The sequence below is a fragment of the Streptomyces sp. NPDC020965 genome (assembly GCF_044333555.1).
Taxonomy (GTDB): Bacteria; Actinomycetota; Actinomycetes; order Streptomycetales; family Streptomycetaceae; genus Streptomyces.
Window position 1 is genome coordinate 117578 of the sequence record NZ_JBIRRE010000013.1, and the last position, 17849, is coordinate 135426.

The window sequence follows — 17849 nt, forward strand, 5'->3', positions numbered from 1 at the left end:
GAGGGTCTGCACCATGAACTCAACCGTGGCCAGCAGCTCGTCAGGGGCCAGGGGCCGGCCGGCCGCGTGGGTGGGTGGGTGGGCAGCGCCCCGGCGACGGGTGAGAGAACACACTCTTGGCGCCGCTTCCGGGCCGGTGCGGGCGGCGTCGTGAACACGGCGGAAACAGCCCCGGGCACGCTGCGCGCCCGGGGCTGTTCCACTGCCCGGGGTCGGCGGCAGCCCGCCCCAGGGCCTACACACACAGGGCGATGCGATGCCGCTGCTCAGAGCCTGGCATCGCACTGGCGTTCGTGCAGGCCCGGGCCTCCTGGGGCCGCTCCCCCACGTCGTGAACTAATGACGGGCTGTAGGGCGGGTAGCTCTGGGTTTGTACCGGCAGCGTGAAGTGCTGCGGCGGGCGCTCGGAGAAGAACGCCCGCCGCGCGGTGTGGCGTCAGTCGTTGATGCCGTAGTAGTCGGCGAGGAACTGGGTGATCTCGATTGCGTGGGGGAGGAGTTGGGGGAGGTGGGTGGTGAGGGCGTCGCGGGTGGCGGTGGTGAGTTCGCCGAGGGAGCCGGTGGCGGTGGAGGTGTACGGGTCGAGGCGTTGGATGAGCTGGTAGTTGCTGGGGATGTCGATGTCGCGGAGGGCTTTGTCGAGTGGGGGTGTGGTGGCGGTGGGGATGGCGGGGAGGATGCGGGAGATGTAGGTGACGCGGTGGAGGATGCGCCAGCAGGGGGGTTTGGTGTCGCTCTGGCGGGCCTGTCGGAGGGCTGCGGCGGCTGCGTCGTTGCTGTTGGCGAGCCAGGTGGGGTCGGCGACTTTGTTGTAGAAGTCGTCGAAGTGGGTGTTGTCCTGGCCGAGGTAGAAGGTCATGAAGCGGTAGGCGTCGACCTTCCCGGGGGCCAGGATGGGTTCGCCCTTGGTGTCGTACCGGGGGTTGCCGGTGGTGTCGTACTGCTGGAGGTCGCGGGTGGGGTTGCACTCGACGTCGAGGCTGTGGGTGCGGGTGGATTCCTTGGAGCGGTGGCGGGTGGTGGTCATGCCGCCGCCGATGGAGGCGTCCATCTGGAAGCCGGCGCCGACGCCGGCGACTTCGAAGCCGATTTCCAGGCCGAGGGTGACGGAGCCGGAGAGGCTGTAGGAGCCGCCGGTGGTCTGGGTGACGACGTCGACGGTGCCGGTGGTTTCGGCGAAGAAGCCGCCGTCGGCGGTCCAGACGTAGGTGTTGGCGATGTTGCGGTTGGCGAAGGCCGCCGTGGCCTGGTCCGGGGGGTTCTTGTCCGGCGCGGGGGGCAGGGGGCCTGAGAAGGATTCCAGGAGGCGTTTGGCGCGGTCGCCGGTGGGGTCGCTGTCGCCGGTGTCGGTGGAGACGCCTGCGTAGTAGCTCTCCAGTTCCTGGTGCTCGCGCAGGATGCGGCGTTTGAGTGCGTAGGCTTCGCGGGGTTTGAAGTAGCTGTAGTCCCCGCGCTGGCGGGCGTTGGGGTAGGCGGGGTCGAGGACCTTGCCGCGTTCGTCGAAGCCGACCCCGCCGTCCAGGGTGCCCTGTTTGGTGTACTGGGGGTTGAGGGGGAAGTCGATGATGTTCCAGTCCTTGGGGATGTCCGGGTTCGGGAGCATCCGGTAGGCCACCAGTGTGCCCGTGTGGGTGAGGCGCAGGGCGTAGACGTCGGCGGTCTCGGACTGGACGAGGGCGTAGCCGGTGTTGGCGGGGACGTAGCGGCGGCCGATCGCCTTGTTGAGGATCTTGGCGGGGTCTTCCCAGTGGCCGGTGAGGGTGGCGGTGGTGTCGCGTTCGGTGGTGGTGCCCTGGGAGACGGTGGTCTCGTCGGTCCAGGCGTTGGAGAATTCGAAGCTGCCGCCGGCGCGGACCTTGACGTTGAGGCTGGCGAGGGGTTGTGCGGTGCCGATACCGAGGGGGGCGGTGATCATGAGGATCTGGGCGTCGGTGTCGAGTCCGGCGGCGATGTTGAAGGCGGTGTTGACGCTTTTCTCGGTGTCGGAGGAGAGGGTGGAGGTGACCTCTTCGGCTTGGCGGAAGGTGACGCTGGAGCAGCCCTCGGGGTCATGAACCGTGGAGGTGAGGTTCTCGGAGGGGACGGGGGGTGCGCCTTCGATGTAGCCGATGAGCTGGGGGTCGTACTGGATCTGGCTGACCCATTCGCTGATGAGGTTGCCGACTTTGTAGCCGGTGGTGAGGTGCCAGGTGCCGTCCTTGAGGTGGGTGTAGGCGCGTTTGAGGACGCCCTGGGCTTCTCCGGCGGCGGTGTACTGGAGGTCGGCGTACTCGGTTGCCGTGGGGGGTGCGGTGATGAGTTCGTGGAAGGAGGTGCGGATGCCGGAGAGGGCGGAGCGGACGGCGGCGGTGTCGGTGGAGACGGGTGCGGTGGAGAGGGTGAGCGGGGGGTTGGTGGTGGCGGGGTCGAGGTGGTTGCCGCGCAGGGACTGGTCTTGGAGTGCGGCGGCCTCAGAGGTGGTGGCGATGGAGGAGGTGTCGAAGGGCCAGTAGCCGAGGAGGTCCTCCTTGTTGCCCTTGAGGCGGGTGAAGAGGCTGTCGAGGATCTGCTCGGGGGTGCGGGCGGTGCGCCACAGGCGCACTTCTTCGAGGACGCCCTCGTAGAACTGGTCGTAGGTGGCGCCGGTGTTCTTCCGGGCTCCGAGGGTGAGCTGGTCGCCGCCCCAGTCGCCGAGCGGGCTGCCGGTGGGGGTGTCGGCGGGGATCGGGGTGCCGTTGCGGTAGAGGGTGAAGGAGGAGGCGCCCGGGTTGGGGTCGGTGGTCCAGCGGGCGCCGCGGAGTTTGAGGTCGTAACCCCCTATGGCGTCGGTGGTGGTGTTGCCGGTGTTCTCCTCGAAAGTCCAGCGGGCGATCAGGCCTTCGTCGCGGGGCTGGACCGCGATGCCGAGCTGGGCGGTGTCGCGGGCCTTGGCCCACAGGCGTACCTCGCCGATGGTTCCCCAGAAGTAGCGGGCGCTGCTGCCCTGCCGGGCGCGGCCGATCTCCAGCGGGCCGTTGTTGCCTCGGGGCCCGGGGCCGGTGTAGCGGCCGGTGCCGGCTTCGGTGCCGTCGATGACGAAGACGATGTCGTCCCAGGTCTTGGTGTCGACGCGGTCGATGACATCGACGGTCCTGGTCTGGCTAACGCCGTTCTCGTCCTTGTAGGTGATGTTCTTGGTGCCCTTGATCTCCTCGGTGGACTTGCCGGCCTTGCGGACGACGGCGAGGCGGTGGAAGCCGTTGGTGACCGCCGTGGTGGAGGTGTAGCGCCTGATGACGGAGCCCGGCTCCTCGAAGGCGAACTCCAGCTTGCCGCCCGGGAGGATGGAAAGCTGATAGGGCGTGCTGCCGCTCTCACCGTCCCCGAGCTGGCCCTTGGAGACGAGGCCCTGGCGGATACCGATCGAGTCGATCTGGGCGAAGACCTCGATGGTCAGGTCCTCGGTGAGGTCCAGCGCGTCGGCGTCGGGGGTTTCCGTCCAGGAGGAGCCGTTGAACCGCAGGGCCCAGGACTCCTCGTACACGGCCGCGAGATGGGCCCACTGGCCCGCGGGATAGACCTCCCGGCTCATGCGGGCTTTGTCGCCCGCGCCGGCCAGCGCGCGGTAGCCCTTGATCGCGGACTCGTTCATCGCGGGACTTCCCCAGACCCCTCCGTGGTGGCCCTTGCCGCTGGTGTCGGTGAAGAGCCACTGGGCGTCGGGGATGGTGGTGTCCTGCGCGGTCCTGTCGTAGATCCACGCGCCGGTCAGGCCGGCCTCGCCCGGGATGGCCCGGCGTGTCCTGGCGGTGCTGATGTCGGCCGCCGTGCGGGCGGTGTTCCATGTCCGCAGCTCGGCCAGCCCTCCGGAGAAGAACCCGCCGGGACCGCCATCGGCACGTCCCACGATCAGGAAGGTACTGGCCGCGGGTACGGCGGTGGCGGTACGGCGGGCGACTTCCACGCCGTCACGGTGGATGACCTGCACTTTGCTGGTCCGGTCGAAGGTGACCGCCCAGTGGTGCCAGTCGCTGTCGGTGTAGGCCACCGTGGTGGTAAGCGTCTGCGTGGCGGTGCCGGACCCGAAGCCGAAGCTGAACTTGCCGTCGGCGGTGAACCCCACGGCGAGGCCGTTGGTTGAGCAGGCGACGATGGTGTCCACCACGGCGCGGTTGGCAGCGCGTTTGAGCCAGCACTCGATGGTGAAGTCCGTCTGGGTGGGGTCGGCGCCGTCGATCTTCATGGCGTCGTCGGTGCCGTCGAGGAGCATGCCGCCGTCCAGCGGCCCCTGTGCCAGGGCGAGCGCAGCCCGGGTTCCCGCGCTGTTGAGGTGTATCAGCCTGACCCCCGGGGACGGGATGACCGTGGGGAGGACCCAGGTCTCCATACTGAGGTCCCCGGCCGGTGCGGTGACCTGCGGCAGCCGGGCGGCCGGCAGGGACAGCCGCTGGGCCTTGCCGTCGAAGGCGAACGCCCGCCCTGGGGAGTCTCCCCGCCAGCGGGGCCCCTGCCCGGGGACCAGGGCGGTGGCGGTGCAGTTGGCGACCGGGACATCGGCCTTGGACGCGCTGACGGTGACCCACTGCGACCCGCCGGAGAGCGAGGCCCCCGGGCGGGAGGCGGTAGCCAGGGAGGGGTCGTAGCGGACCAGGGACACGATCGCGCCCACCGACTCGGCCGGTGGTTCGGCGGTCAGGGTCACTGTGGTCGCGCCCAGGTTCACGGCGGTGGCGACTTGGTGGAAGGTGTCCCCGATCCGCACGTATCCGGAGGCGGGCAGCGCGACGGGGGTACCGGCGGCCAGGGTGACCGTACGGTCCTGGACCCTGTCCACTGTTCCCACCGGGACGCCCTCGTCCGTGTTCCCGTTGACGACCGCCGCCAGTTCCCGCGCCACGCGCGGCAGCCCGCGGAACGTCTCGCTGGCCGTGCCCCGGGTGAAGGTCAGGTCGCACAGCCGGCCCACCACCGCCCCGTCCACGGTGTGGTCGGTGACCTCGATCCTCGTACCCGCCAGGTCCACACCCGCGTCACGGGCGGTCAGCAGCACGGTCTGCCCGCCGCCGGCCATCTGGCGCACACCCCGCTGCACCGAGGTGTCGAGGTAGGCGGCGAAGAACTGGTTGTTGGCGCCCTGGAAGTAGAGAGCGACCCGGCCCGCTGCGCTGTCCATCAGGGCGGGGGTGGCGGCGCTGCGGGCGAATTTCAGCAGGGCGCCCGCGCTGCTGAGGCCGTTGATGTCGACGGCGATGTGGGGAACGGGCAGGACCAGGTCGGAGTCACCCAGCAGCGCGGCGGTACGGCGAGCCAGCTCCTCCCGCGCGGGCTGGATCTCAGCCGTCTTCGCGATCAGCTCCCGTTTGCGCTGATCGAGGAGCGGATTGACCACAGCGAGCCGGTCGACCTTGGCCTGGAGTGTCGTGTCGGGGATGACCCCGACCCTCTCGACCGTATAGGTGATCGCGGTCTGGTCGTTGGTGGTCTGCCAGAAGGGCAGGAGACTCATCCAGGTGCTCTGTCCCACGCTCTGGAACTGCACACCACTGCTCCATGTGCCCCGGACGTACCACTGCTGATTGACGTCCGAGGTGTTGAGGGGCCGGAACTCGGTGGCGACGCCGAAGTTGGGGGTTTGGATGGCCTGTACGCCCACATTCGGATTGTTGTCGTAGACCAGTGCGTAGGTCGGGTTGCCGTATAGGGAACCGGACCCGGCCCTTACCAGCCGCCATCGGGTGTAAGGGGAACCACTTTCCACCAGTCCGATCCGTTCCATATGACTGGAGCTCGTGGAGCGGATCCCCAAGAGGCCTCCCGCTGCGGAGAGCTTGACGACCCAGCGTGCCGGGTCGCTGGCCACGGCGCTGTTGGATGCTGCGATCGCCTGCTCCAGGGTCGTCTTCTCTCCGGTCAGGGAGTTGATCTCGGTCTGGATGGCGGCGGCCTGCTGTTCGATGCCGGTGAGGATCTGCTGCTGGGCGCTGACCAGGTCGCTGGTCTGCTCGACGGGGCGGCCGAGTTCGGCGAGGGTGACTACGTCGGGGATGTCGGCGAGGCGTCCGTCGATACCGACGCCGAGGTCGACGGTGGCGATGTGGGCGTCGGCCGCGGTGTTGCCGGTGGGGCGGGTGGCGCAGGCGAGCAGGACGCGGGCGTTGTGCTTGGCGGGCTTGGGGGTGTCCTGGTAGCCGGAGACCGCGTCTTCCTGCTGGTAGTAGAGGGTGGAGGTGAGTCCGGAGACGATGTCGCGGCCGGTGAGGGTGAAGCTGTCGCGGCGCACGCCGGGATGTTCGCCGACGGGAGCTTCGGACGTCACCCACAGGCGGGCGCTGTCCAGGCTGGCGTGGGCGGCGGTGTCGGTCTGGTCGTAGGCGGTGGTGCCGCTGCCTTCGTCGAAGCGGTAGTAGGCGGCCAGGCCGGGTTCATTGCCGATCAGCCGGTAGCGGCTCGCGTCGGCGATCTCGCTCCGGCCACGCGGCCGGTTCCAGATCCGTACCTCGTCGATGGTCCCGCTGTAGAACGGGCCGCCCGGCTTGGCGCCGATGTGCAGGAGCGCGGTGCCGTCGCCTGAGGTGGGGAGTGCCTTGTCGCCGCTGAACTCGCCGTCGATGTAGAGGGTGGCGGTGGTGCCGTCGAAGGAGGCGGCGATGTGCGTCCAGGTGCCGGCGGGGATGTTCTTGAGGGAGGTGAGGGTGCCGCCGCTGTGGTCGAGTGCCACCTGGCCGGTGCTGGTGATACGGAACTGGAAGCCGCCCTGGCCCGCCGTGCCGGATCCACGGGCGAGGACCGGGCCGCCCGCCGTCCGGGGGTTGACCCATGCCTCCACCGCGTAGGCGCGGCCCTGGAACTTCAGCTTGGGCGCGTCCCCCAGGTTGAGGTAGTTGGTGGTGCCGTTGAACTGGAGCGCGGTCTCGGGGTGCGGGATGTCGGGGGTGACGGGGACCAGGGGGAGGCTGGTGAACGGGCAGATCCCGGGCGCCCGCTCGTACACCGACCCCCGGTATTTCGGGTCGAGGCTGGTCCAGTAGCGGCTGCCCTGGGTGTTGAACAGGCCGTCCGGGTCCTGCTCGATGTTGAAGGAGTCGATCCGGTTGGTGGCGCTGTTGTGGGCGAAGAACTGCCACCGCTGCTGCCCCTGCACCGCCGTGGGGGTGAGGACGGCGGTGAACCTGCCCCCGGTCAGGTTCCGGATCAGGTCCAGCTCCTGGGTGGGCTCGAAGAACGCCTTCCCGTCCATGTCGGCCGGCCCGAGGCTGTCCTTCGCCGACGCCGGCCGCGTCTTGTGCCGACTCCGCTTGAACCGCACCTCCGCCACCGGCTTCAGCCGACCGCCGACCAGCAGGAACCGGTCACACAGCAGCGTCCCGTCCACCACCGGCGCCGACACCGAGGGGGTACCCGTCTTCACCACATCCGCCCGGGTACCGTCCCCCGTCGAGCCCACACCGTCGGCGAGGGCGAACACCGCGTCCGCGTGACCCCGGAGAATCGCCTGCCGCAGCACCACGACGTGCGCACCGTCGGAGATCACCTGGAACGGCGCATCGGGCGCGGTCAGCCGCGCCGTCGACGACAGGAACGGATCAATCTCCTCCAGGGTGAGGACATCCGCCGGTCCGGCCTCGGTCTTACTGCCCTTCTTCACCACCGGCATCGCCGTCGAGCCGGCCACCGCGTAGCCGACCTTCACCACCTCGCCGGGGAACGGCAGCTCGGCCGGGTTCTCCGACCAGTACGCGACGTCCAGCTCCCCCTTCTTCTCGTCGAAGGAGGACAGGTCGAGGACCGAGTAAACGATCCTGCGTGCGTCATCGACCGCGAACGCGATCACCGTGCCCTGATGCCGCACCATCGTCGTATGGGTGTACGTGCGGTCGCTGTAGATCTTCACCAGACTCTGATCAGCGGTGCTCATGGGCCATCCGTCCTCGAAACAGCCCCGCACCCCCACAGACAGAAGAGAGGGGACGGGGCGGGCGGGTTGGAGCAGGGGCCGGGCAGGAAAAGACGGCCCGCCGTTCCCGGGGAGCAGGGAGCGGGCCCGGCGACAGGCGGGCAAAGACAAGGTCATGACAGGTCGGGCACAGCAGACCACACCCCGGCCTCACCGGAAATCGAACAGAAAACGGGACCGCTGCCACACGACGGCGGAATGGCCTGTACCTGCCGCATACGCGAAGAACCACGCAGCGTCCCCTCGGGAAGAACCCCGCGCGCCCCGGCAGGTAGCGGCCCCCCGGACACGGCAGCGGACCAATCCCCCTCCGCAGGTTCACCAGCCCGAACAACCAACCGCACCGGAGACAGACCCCATACCCGCCAGGCGCGGAATTCCAGAACAGCCCGTCAGGCTGCCGTTCACTCAGCCCGGACCACGCCTCCCCGCACGGACCCTCCGGCTCCCGGACAACGACCTGAACCCACCGCCCGAAACCAACAACCCCCCACGCACACCGAGCCCCACCCGTCCACCCCCGCACCAACCGAAACCCCACAGCGACACCGGGGCAGGCGGACCGGCGTGGGCGGTGTCGTGAACACCGCAGAAAACGGTCCCGGGCGCGCCGTGCGCCCGGGGCCGGTTCGCTGCCCGGGGCCGGCGGCATCCCGGCCCAGGGCCCACACATGTCCGTGCGATGCCCTGTTCTCAGGGCAGGGGCATCGCACGGGGTTCGCGAAATTCCTGGGGTCCCGGGGCCGCTCCCCCGCCGTGTGAACTGCGGGCGGCCGGGGCGTGTTCGGCAAGGCGGTCCAGAGGGGGCGTCAAAGACGCCGGTCGCACCGGCCGCGGCGGTACCGGCGCGGGCAGGGCAGCGCTCATGGCAGGGATTTTCGCGTCCGGGCGGGCGGATACCGGCGATCCGCCGCCGAGAAGAGTGAAGCCACGGCCCGCAGGGGCGGGTACAGCGGTCGTTCACCGGCCGGTACCGGGGACACCCCTCTACTCTCGGGCCATGACTTCCGTGAAGCGGGCACAGACAGCGATCCGGGGTATTCAGCGCATCGGGGCGGGGACGGCCGCGGCCTGCCTGCTGTTCCTGGGAACACCGGCCGGCCCCGCCCACGCCGTGACCGCGCCCCCCGCCCCGGACTACCACATCTGCGGAGCCGTCCTGTGGAGCGCCGCAGCCGGGGTGACCGCAGCGCACTGCCCGGACATCACACTCCCCCCGACTCCCTGAACCCGGCCCCCCGGGGGGGGGACTGGTCTCCCCAGGGGCCCTGGTGCGTGCGGCCTCGGGCTCAGGCTCCGGGCGCCGCCGATGAGGCTCAGGGGGCGGCGATGAAAGTCCAGCCGGTCTCGAAGGCCGCCCCCTGGCTGAAGGCGATCAGGGTGCCGGAGGCGGGGGACGCGTCGACCGGGTCGTGTTCGAGCATGCGCAGGCGGGTGCCCCTCGATCCGGTGGGGTGTGGCTGGGAGGGTTTGGCCGGTTCGAAGGTGCTGCCGTAGAAGCCGGGATAGCCCATGGCCCACAGCTGCCGGCGGCCTCCCTGCTCGTATGGCACCTTGGGCTGCTGAGTGATCGTACGGTCCGGGTGCACGGTCAGGGCCAGGCCGCTGTGCACGTTGACAATGTAGAAGAACGTGTACTTGCCGCTGTAGTGATCGACCTCGAACCGCCACCGCTGGTTCGCGCCGTTGTTGCGCGTGTGGATGATCGGGGCGGTGCCGGGCACGGTGGACAAGCGCGGCATGTCCCACACCAGCGTGGGATGGGACGCCAGAGCGATGTAGAGCTCCCCGTCCGGAGCCTGATGCGACTCGTCGAGATCACGGAACTGTGCCACGTACTCCCCCTTTTGTTCGGCCGCGGCCCCGACAGGGAGCGGAACTCTCGCTGGTCCTCGCCCGGGGCCGGGCACACGACATGTCCGCCACACAGTAGGGACCCCCAACGGCCGCTGCCCAGAACACCAAACCGGCCACCCGGCCCACCCGCGGCGGGAAAGCGCTGCCCTCCCGGGCCCGGTCCACGACGACCGGCCACCGGATCCGCTGACGCGCCATACCGGTACGTGTGCCCATCGCGCCGCCGCCGGCCCCCACGGTCGGAGCTGACCTCTTCTCCAGGGCTAGCGCGTGGAAAGAGGTGTCGTCGTCCGGAAACGGCTTGCCCACCGGGTTTGACCTGCGAGAACGGGCGATGTCTGAAGGGGGGCGACCTTCGGTCACACCTGCGGTCCGCCGCCGGAGGCAACCGTCCAGACAACGGTTCAGCCCCCGCTCGGTGCAACCCTCTCCGGGGCGAGCGCGGCCTCCAGGCGGTCCAGGCGTTCGTAGAGGGCGCGGACCAAGCGGGCGCGGTTCTGGACGCAGTCCACGGTGCCCTCGATAGCTGCGGACAGCCGGTCTTCCGCCTCGCGCAGGACAACGTCGGCAAGTGCCCGGGGCCCGCTGCTCTTGGGTAGCTGGTCGGCGCGGCGCCGGACGTCAGAGGCGAGGGCGCGGGCGTGGCCGGTGAGCTGGAGGGCGATCTGCTCGTAGTCGCGTACGGCGAGGCCGTCCTCGCCTGTCCACGCGAGGACGGCCTTGACCAGGCTCTCGTACGGTTCGCGGTCGAGCGGGAGTTCCGCCTCGATGAGCCCGTCGGGGTCGTACAGGACCGTGTGGCTGCTGGAGTGCATGGCGGGCCTCGCTGCCGGGAGCGTCTCGTGCGGGTGGCCGGCGGTCACCGCTGGGGGTCCTCGCTGCCGTCAGGCCGGGCGTCCTGGTCCTCGCCGTGCCGGCCGAGGAACCGGGCGAAGCCGCGGTCCGCGCGGGCGATCAGGGCCGGGGAAGGGACGCCGTGGGCAGGCGGCTGGAGGCCGCGGCCCTCCGTGGCCGGGACGGTGGTGTCGTGGTGTGCGCGCATGCGGCCCCGCCTCTCCGGCTGGTGGTCCGTCGGTGACTTCGACACTACGGAGGCTTCGGTTCCGTCCTCAACGGGGTTGCGGGAAATTGCGGAACTTCACTCCAGGGCGTCGATCGCGGCCGCGATGAGCGCGCGGACGTCATCGCCGTAGACGGCCATCGACGCGAGGCCGGTGAACGCCTTGAGGTAGTCGGCGATCTCGCGGGGTTGGGTCACCTTGATCTCCGCCGTGAGCGTCTCCACCACGGCGCTGGTGTCGTCGTGGACGTAGAACGCCTCCAGCGGCCACACGGTGCGCTGCGCGGTGAACGGGATGATCCCCAGCGAGAGGGAGGCGAGCGGCATCACCGCCAGGAGGTGGCGGAGCTGACCGCGCATCGCCTCCGGGTCGGCGGTCCGGAACCGCAGGACGGACTCCTCCATGAGGATGAGGTAGCGGTGGCCGCCTTCGTAGAGGAAGCGGGAGCGGGCGATGCGGGCGGCGACGGCTTCGGTGACGTCGTCGGGGGTGCCCTGGAAGCGGGTGATCTGGGTCATGAGGGCGGTGGCGAAGGCCGGGGTCTGGAGGAAGCCGGGCGGGAGGTTGGAGAGGTAGACGCGGCAGATGCGGGTCTGGGCGTGCAGGTCGTACCAGTCCTGCTGGATCTGGCGCATCCCGTTGCGGTGGAGGCGGCGCCACTCCATGTACAGGGAGTCGACGGCGCGGGCCGTGGCGATGAGGTCGTCGGCCTGGTCGTCCGCGCCGCATGCCGAACACCAGGCGCGGATGTCCGCGTCCGAGGGCAGGGCGTCGCCCTTCTGAATGCGGGTCGTCTTCGCGGGGTGCCAACCGCACCGGGCGGAGAGCTCTTTCCCGGTGAGGCCGGCGTCCTTGCGCAGGTGCGAGAGCCGCACGGCGAGCGCCTCGCGCGCCGACTGCGCGCTGGACGAAGGAGAAGCGGTCGTCATGAAGTCGCGGCCCTTGAGGTGCGCGGGTCAGATGCGGTAGTCGGCGTGCTCGGTGGCCAGCTCCCACACCGTACGGAACGCCTCCGCGCACAGCTTGACCGCGCTGGGGTCCTCGGTATGGTCGGGCTCCAGGGCCTCGCCGTCGCCGGAGAAGACATTGAACCGCACGACCTGGTCGTCGATGAGCCAGAAGTCGTTGCCCGGCAGGGCGAGCGTGGAGGCGCGGCGGCGGGGCAGCCAGCGGACCTGTTCTCCGGCGCGGAGGTTGGCGTCGGTGATGGCGTGCTCGAAGCGGATGTAGTCGGTGACCGGCTCGGACACGACCCGGGCCCGCCGGACCTCCACCCCGCGGGCAACGGTCCGCTCCACCAGCGGCAGCCACCCGCTCCAGTACACCGAGTCGTCCGCGGGCACGCTCCCGTCGCGCAGGAAGGTGTCGTAGACCTCCCGCTCCTCCCCCACGGCGTACACATCCCGCAGCTCCAGGTGCAGGGCGTGCCGCCGGGCGGAGTCGAGGAGGTCCTCAAAGCCGGGGGCCGGCGGCCTCTGCGGCATCGCACGCCCTCCTGATCTGATCCACCATGCTGAGCGGGATCCGGACGATCCCCTCGTCGTCCGCGGGCGGACTGTCCTGACTGCACACGGCCCGGGTCGCCGCATCGGCGGACTTGCCCTGCAGAACCAGTTCCGGCCCCTGCGCGGTGTCGGTGTCCACCCACACCGCCGGGCAGTTCCCTCCACCCGACTCCGGGTCCGTCCCGAAGAAAAGTAACGCCATGATCCCCTCCGGTGAAAGCCAGTTGCGGGTAGTTGCGCACCGACCGTCCCGCAGGCCGGAGTCGGCGTCAAGGGCCTCTCGCCGGACCGGGAGCGGCGCCTTCGGCGGTGACCATGACGGGTGCCTGATCCGTCCGGGTGACCGAGCGCCGCGACTACGGTGTTTGCCCGCGCCGCGCCTTTAGCGTGCCGGGCATGGAAGACACGCAGATGCCTGAACCCTTGCGGCAGGCGGTTCACCAGCTCGTCTCCGAGGCCGCCCTGAACTGCCAGGAGGTCCTGCGCTATACGGAGCCGGACATCGCGCGCGACTGGAAGCGAATGACGCTGATCCGTGCCACGGACGTCTCGGACACCATGGACATGGCGTCCATGCTCATCGCCGCGTACTGCCAGCAGCACACCGACATCTCCCGGACACGCTCGCCTCGTACCTGCAGACCCGGCAGCAGCGCAGCCGGGCAGCCGGTCCGCGGGAGTCGGACCGGCAGGAGGTCGCCGGGATGCTCGCTGCGCCGAATCCGCCCGAGTCCGACACCTCTGCGCGGCGGTCGTACCGAGCCGGCCAGGGGTACGCGGAGGGCGGGCTGATGGCCGAGCCCGATGAGCAGCGGCTGTTCACCGAGGCGTGTCTGCACGGGCTTCGGGCCCGGCTGTGCGACGACGTCGACTCCCTGGACAGCTTCCTGCCGCCGCAGGTCGCGGAGCTGGCGCGGAAGGTCGCCGGGGTGCTGGAAGTGCCGCAGCTGGCTGCGGTGTGACACCAGGGTCGCGGCGTCGCTGGACGATACGAACCTGAGCAGACTGCGGGCCCCGGGCGCACACGTGTGCGCCCGGGGCCCGCAGCTTGGCTGGGGTCAGCTCTCGGTGTCGTCCGGGTCGGTGAGCCAGTTGACAACTTCGGCGTCGGTCATCACGATCGCCTGCGTCTCGCTGGACGGTGCCCTGCTGGATGACGTGGAAGCGGCCGGGGTGCCTGCTCTGCTTCAGGGCGGGCATGGCTACGGGTGCGAGCCTGCGCCAGGTGTCGGCCGAGAACCGGGCCAGGATCACCGTGGCGAACTGCTCGCGGACCTGAGCTCCGAGGACACCGGCCGGGTGCCCGTCGAGGATGACGTGGACGCGGGCCGCGCGCCCCGACCAGAGGGTGTCCTGGAGCGCGGTGATGGCCGGGGACATCTGCGGGTCATCCTTGTGCCGGAACGTCTTCCAGTAGCGGGCGAGCTGCCGCACGGTGGCGTCGGCCGCGTCCATCGCGACGATCAGGCGCGGCACGCCGTCGAGGTCGCCGTCGAGGTCGAGGCGGCGCTCAAGTTCGGTGGCGAGGCCGACCAGGGCATCGTGGATGCCGGCGATGTTCCCGCGGTGGGTGACCGTCGGCAGGGCTTTGGCCCACAGGTGGGAGATGCGCTGGGGGTCGAGGACCAGGGCGTGGGCGCCCTGGTGGAGGAACTGGGCGGTGAGGGAACGCAGCATCGTGGTGCTGCCGCCGCCTGTGGCGGTGCAGACCAGGACGTGGGGGGACTCGGCGTCCAGGTCGACGGCGATGGCCCGGCCGGTGGTGCTGATGCCGATGAGCGCTGTCCCTGCGGGGAGTGCTTCTATCTGCTCGCGCAGGTCGGGTGCGGAGAAGCTCAGCATCTTCGGGAGCACGGTCTTCTTCATCGGGTTCATGGGGCGGTGTTCCGTTTCTGTGCTGGTGCTGGTGCTGGTGAACCGGGTGTTCTCCAGGTGGGGGGATCGTGTCGGCGAAAGCGGACAGGTCCTGTTTCGGCGGGCGGCGGGGGCCGGTTTCCCGGTCCGCCGCCCGCCGCTGGTCAGTCGAGGCCGGTGCCGCCCGTGGCGGCGCGGGGCCGGTTGCGGGCCCACTTCTTCAGGTCACCGGCGCGGTAGAGGAGTTCGGCGCCCCGCTTGCCGACCGAGCCCGGGAAGGTGGAGTCGTTGGCGCGGGCGAAGCGCAGCGCGGCGACGGTGATGTCCGGCAGATGGTGAAGGTGGGCCTCGCGCAGGCCCACCGCCTGGTCGTCATCGGCCGGGGCCGCGGGCGACAACGTCGGGACGACGGCCACGCCGTCGGCCGGAGTGGGGAGGCACCGTGCATCGGCGGAGACGTCACGGTCGGCGGCCGGGGCCGTGGCCGTCGTAGTGGTCCGGGTGTCGGTGAGAGAGCCGGCGGGAGGGGCTCGCTCCGTCCGCGTGCGGGACCGGTTCCCCTGCCGCCGCCGGTGGCCGTCGTGCCGGTGGTGGCCCACTGGCGGGCTTCGGCCTCGGTGAAGAACAGCACCTGCGTCTCCCGCGCGGTGCCGCCGCTGACGACCTGGGCGCGCCCCTGATGCTTGGTGGATTTGGGTGCCGGGTGGACTTCGGGTGCGAGCATGCGCCAGGCGTTGACGCTGTAGCGGGCGAGGATGCGGGTGGCGAACTGTTCGCGTACCTCGGGGCCGCCGAGAGCGCGGGCGGTGGCGGACTGGGCGACCAGGAGGACGTGCATGCGCAGCTGGCGGCCCATGTAGAGGATCTCGTTGAGGGCGTCGATCGCCGGGGAGACTTTCGGGGCGCCGGGCTCGCGGGTCTTCTCCCAGTAGCGGGCCAGCTGCTTCATCGTCGCGTTGACCTCTTCGAGGAGGATCAGCAGGCGCGGCCCGATCGCGTGGGGGTCGGCACCGATGCCGAGTTCGTCGGCGATGCAGGTACGGAGTCGGCCTGTCTGTCCGAGTTCGATGAGCTGGTCGTGAATGTCGGCGATGTCGCGGCAGTAGGTGACGCCGTCGATGCCGTGGGCCCAGGGGTGGGAGATCCGTTTGGTGTCGAGGACGAACACGAGGGAGCCGTGGTGGAGCATCTGGCAGGCGATGGTGCGCAGGGGCACGGACTTCCCGCCGCCGGTGGGGGCGTTGACCAGGATGTGCGGGGACTCGGCGTCGAGGTCCACGGAGACGACCCGGCCGCCGGATCCGATGCCGATGACCGGCGCGGACTCCTTCGCGGCGGCCACCAGCTCGCGCGTTTTCGGGTCCTTGAAGGCGGCCTTCGCCGGGGGCTTGCGGGTTTTCTTCACCAGCACATGGGGCTTGGCCCCGGCCGGGTGCCAGGAGAACGACACCCCTTCGAGGGCGAGCTTCTGGGTGACGATGTCGGCGACGACGTCGCGGGAGAACCGCAGATGCACCGGCAGATCGACCCGTATCTCCGCGTCGTCGTCGCTGAAGTTGTGCGGGATGTGGAGGTAGCGGCGCGGGTCGGTCTGCTCCGCGATCCCCAAAGGGCCGGCGAGCGCCTGGTGCAGCGGGTGGATCCACTCGCGGCGCAGTTCCCGGTGCCCGCGCCCGAGGATCCCGCCCGCGGCCGCGGCGGTGGCGGCGTTGACGCCGCCCGTCTCCAGCGCGGCGAGGACCGGGCCGGGGTTGTTCCAGAGGCTCTGGACGCTCTCCGCAGTGGCATCGAGGTCCCGGGTGGTCAGGTAGCCGCCCGCGCCGAGGCCGCCCAGTACCGCGAGGCGGGGTATCAGGCGCTGCCACCCGGCCCGGTACGAGCGGGCGGGCACCCGGCCCTCGGTCTTCGGCAGGATGCGGGTCCCGGCCCGCCAGAACGTGGCGTCCGTCCGGCGCACCCCGTCCAGATCACGCCCCGCCAGGATCCTCCCGATCCCGACCGCCAGCGACCCGGCGATCTCCTCCACCTGCCGGTCGAACTTGCTCTGCCCCATGGTCGTGCCCTCTCGCCCGTGCCGTTTACTCCGGGCACCCAATACCCAGAAGCGGACACGACCGTAAACGGGGGACCTGTGGATAGATTCCGGCGAATCCCGGGGCACTTGTGGATAACAAAATCGGCTGGGCCGGGTGGGACGGTGGCGGCCCGGTGCTGGTCGTCAGCCGCCCGCGGCCGTCACCGCGTGGTCGATCACGGCGGTCAGCACGGGCAGATCGGCGGTGTAGTCGCCGTAGCCGTGGAGGTCGGCGGCGAGCCGGGCCGCGCCGGCCACCGCGAGCACCGCGGCCCTCTGGCCGGGCGTCAGCCCGCCCCCGAGAATCACCACGCCCTCCCACAACTGCTTTCTCAGTTCAGGTACGGCGTCCGAGCTGTGGTCGTCAGTCGACTCTGCGGGCGTTCGGTTGTGTCTATCGCGGAGCCTGCTTCTGATGCACGCGTGCTTCAGAACGCAGTTCCTCGATGTAGCGCAACATTGCCGACGAGTAAGAAGCCGCTTGGAGGCGGGCCATCCGGCTCAGAACTTCTGAGTCGTCCAGGGACGAGATCCATGCCCTGATCGTTTCCGCGCCTATGTCTGAGGGAGGCATGGAGAGAATCTCAGGAAGTTCGAGCCGGATCTGGGCGGCCATGAGTCTGAGGTTGCCTCGTTCCGCCGCGGTCACGGTGTCGGCAGACCGCAGGGCATGGCGAAGGTCGATGTGCCCGACTGTGATGTCAAGCCCGGGAGGGATCGGCGTGCTCTGGCGGGATCCGGTGATGAGTATGGGGATGGCCGTGGTGCGGACCCAGTCTTCGAGGTAGCCGAGTTCCTTCAGCGCTATGGCCCATTTCCCGGTGTGAGGGCGTTGCAGGGAGACGGTTGAGAAGATCGATATCTCGATCCGGGCGTAGCGGGGGCCGCTGGCCAGGATGTCCCCCGGCCGGAGAGGAAGCCCGTGGCCGGGCTGGGGGTTGCGCTGCAGAGGGAGGGCAACGGTGAGGGCCTCATGTGGGCGGTCGGTATGGATCGCTCCGAGACGTGTGGCGGCGACGGCCGGGGTGCGGTGCTTGGCGAGGTTGGTGTGCATGGCCAGGAGCCGCAGCGGGTGGTCCTCGAAGTCCCGGCGCTCGAAGGGCTGCAGGGTTCGGATGCGCTTCACGAGTGGGGCGCTGGCAGCGAGTGGTGCAAGGGTTCTCCGGCGCCCGTGCGCGAGCCAGGTTTCAAAGGCGCGTGTTTCTGTGCAGGCGGGCATGTCGATGCAGTGCGCCTCCTGGTCGGTGAGGGGGCGTTCCAGGAGGTGCTCGACCTCGGCGTAGACGGTGTGTTCCAGGGCGGCGCGGAGCTGGGTGAGGGCGTCTGCGATGAGGCGGGGTATCACCTCGGGGATCGGTGCGATGGCGGTCACTGTGGTGTGGGCTCGATCGCCGTCCAGGACTTCTGTGAGGGTGAGCGGTCCCTGTTCGGTGTAGTCGTGGACGAGGCGGGTGACGCGGTCGATCAACTGGTCCACATGCGCCAGGGTGGCCACGACGTGGAGCTGGTGATCCGGCAACCAGTCGGCGGCGGAAGTCGTCATGCCCGGGAGCCTAGCCACGACTCACTGGTGCTGGCCTGTCAGT

The 17849-nt window shown here is 70.0% G+C and carries 13 protein-coding genes; 1 reads left to right on the forward strand and 12 read right to left on the reverse strand.

Annotated elements, in window-relative coordinates:
- Positions 1 to 436: 436 nt before the first annotated feature.
- Positions 437 to 7873, reverse strand: coding sequence for a LamG-like jellyroll fold domain-containing protein (locus ACH4S7_RS31740; protein ID WP_398524812.1), 7437 nt, complete (start codon positions 7871 to 7873; stop codon positions 437 to 439).
- 1039 nt (positions 7874 to 8912) lie between these two features.
- Between ACH4S7_RS31740 and ACH4S7_RS31745 the strand changes: the two genes are divergently transcribed.
- Complete coding sequence (locus tag ACH4S7_RS31745; RefSeq protein WP_398524813.1) at positions 8913 to 9140, forward strand: hypothetical protein; 228 nt, start codon at positions 8913 to 8915, stop codon at positions 9138 to 9140.
- A gap of 88 nt (positions 9141 to 9228) precedes the next feature.
- On the opposite strand, the gene ACH4S7_RS31750 is transcribed toward ACH4S7_RS31745, so the two are convergent.
- From ACH4S7_RS31750 to ACH4S7_RS31800, 11 genes are all read right to left on the reverse strand, one after another.
- On the reverse strand, positions 9229 to 9747 hold the full coding sequence (locus ACH4S7_RS31750) for an RICIN domain-containing protein (RefSeq protein WP_398524814.1): 519 nt from the start codon (positions 9745 to 9747) through the stop codon (positions 9229 to 9231).
- 426 nt (positions 9748 to 10173) lie between these two features.
- Positions 10174 to 10584 (reverse strand): DUF6415 family natural product biosynthesis protein, encoded by a 411-nt coding sequence (locus tag ACH4S7_RS31755; protein ID WP_398524815.1) that lies wholly within the window; start codon positions 10582 to 10584, stop codon positions 10174 to 10176.
- A gap of 44 nt (positions 10585 to 10628) precedes the next feature.
- A complete protein-coding gene (locus ACH4S7_RS31760) occupies positions 10629 to 10811 on the reverse strand; it encodes a hypothetical protein (RefSeq protein ID WP_398524816.1) in 183 nt (60 codons plus the stop codon).
- A gap of 96 nt (positions 10812 to 10907) precedes the next feature.
- The gene (locus tag ACH4S7_RS31765; RefSeq protein ID WP_398524817.1) at positions 10908 to 11759 is read right to left on the reverse strand and encodes a helix-turn-helix domain-containing protein; all 852 of its coding nucleotides are present in this window, start codon (positions 11757 to 11759) and stop codon (positions 10908 to 10910) included.
- Between the two features lie 27 nt (positions 11760 to 11786).
- Positions 11787 to 12314: a DUF6879 family protein gene (locus tag ACH4S7_RS31770; protein WP_398524818.1), complete on the reverse strand. Its 528-nt coding sequence runs from the start codon at positions 12312 to 12314 to the stop codon at positions 11787 to 11789.
- Positions 12283 to 12537 carry a hypothetical protein gene (locus ACH4S7_RS31775; RefSeq protein WP_398524819.1) on the reverse strand — a complete coding sequence of 85 codons (255 nt, stop codon included), beginning with the start codon at positions 12535 to 12537 and terminating at the stop codon, positions 12283 to 12285. Before ACH4S7_RS31775 ends, ACH4S7_RS31770 begins: the two co-directional genes overlap by 32 nt.
- Positions 12538 to 12820: 283 nt before the next feature.
- Positions 12821 to 13174: a hypothetical protein gene (locus ACH4S7_RS31780; RefSeq protein ID WP_398524820.1), complete on the reverse strand. Its 354-nt coding sequence runs from the start codon at positions 13172 to 13174 to the stop codon at positions 12821 to 12823.
- Positions 13155 to 14210, reverse strand: coding sequence for a hypothetical protein (locus ACH4S7_RS31785; protein WP_398524821.1), 1056 nt, complete (start codon positions 14208 to 14210; stop codon positions 13155 to 13157). Before ACH4S7_RS31785 ends, ACH4S7_RS31780 begins: the two co-directional genes overlap by 20 nt.
- Before the next feature lie 199 nt (positions 14211 to 14409).
- Positions 14410 to 16242, reverse strand: coding sequence for a pRL2-11 (locus tag ACH4S7_RS31790; protein WP_398524822.1), 1833 nt, complete (start codon positions 16240 to 16242; stop codon positions 14410 to 14412).
- Between the two features lie 165 nt (positions 16243 to 16407).
- On the reverse strand, positions 16408 to 16575 hold the full coding sequence (locus ACH4S7_RS31795; RefSeq protein WP_398524823.1) for a hypothetical protein: 168 nt from the start codon (positions 16573 to 16575) through the stop codon (positions 16408 to 16410).
- Between the two features lie 82 nt (positions 16576 to 16657).
- Positions 16658 to 17740, reverse strand: a complete 1083-nt coding sequence (locus ACH4S7_RS31800) for a hypothetical protein (RefSeq protein WP_398524824.1) — start codon at positions 17738 to 17740, stop codon at positions 16658 to 16660.
- Positions 17741 to 17849 lie beyond the last annotated feature (109 nt).

Excerpts from the sequence above, each read along its gene's own strand:
- ACH4S7_RS31740 (WP_398524812.1), bottom strand. The coding sequence starts at position 7,873 with ATGAGCACCGCTGATCAGAGTCTGGTGAAGATCTACAGCGACCGCACG.
- ACH4S7_RS31745 (WP_398524813.1), top strand. The coding sequence starts at position 8,913 with ATGACTTCCGTGAAGCGGGCACAGACAGCGATCCGGGGTATTCAGCGC.
- ACH4S7_RS31755 (WP_398524815.1), bottom strand. The coding sequence starts at position 10,584 with ATGCACTCCAGCAGCCACACGGTCCTGTACGACCCCGACGGGCTCATC.
- ACH4S7_RS31760 (WP_398524816.1), bottom strand. The coding sequence starts at position 10,811 with ATGCGCGCACACCACGACACCACCGTCCCGGCCACGGAGGGCCGCGGC.
- ACH4S7_RS31765 (WP_398524817.1), bottom strand. The coding sequence starts at position 11,759 with ATGACGACCGCTTCTCCTTCGTCCAGCGCGCAGTCGGCGCGCGAGGCG.
- ACH4S7_RS31770 (WP_398524818.1), bottom strand. The coding sequence starts at position 12,314 with ATGCCGCAGAGGCCGCCGGCCCCCGGCTTTGAGGACCTCCTCGACTCC.
- ACH4S7_RS31775 (WP_398524819.1), bottom strand. The coding sequence starts at position 12,537 with ATGGCGTTACTTTTCTTCGGGACGGACCCGGAGTCGGGTGGAGGGAAC.
- ACH4S7_RS31785 (WP_398524821.1), bottom strand. The coding sequence starts at position 14,210 with ATGAACCCGATGAAGAAGACCGTGCTCCCGAAGATGCTGAGCTTCTCC.
- ACH4S7_RS31790 (WP_398524822.1), bottom strand. The coding sequence starts at position 16,242 with ATGGGGCAGAGCAAGTTCGACCGGCAGGTGGAGGAGATCGCCGGGTCG.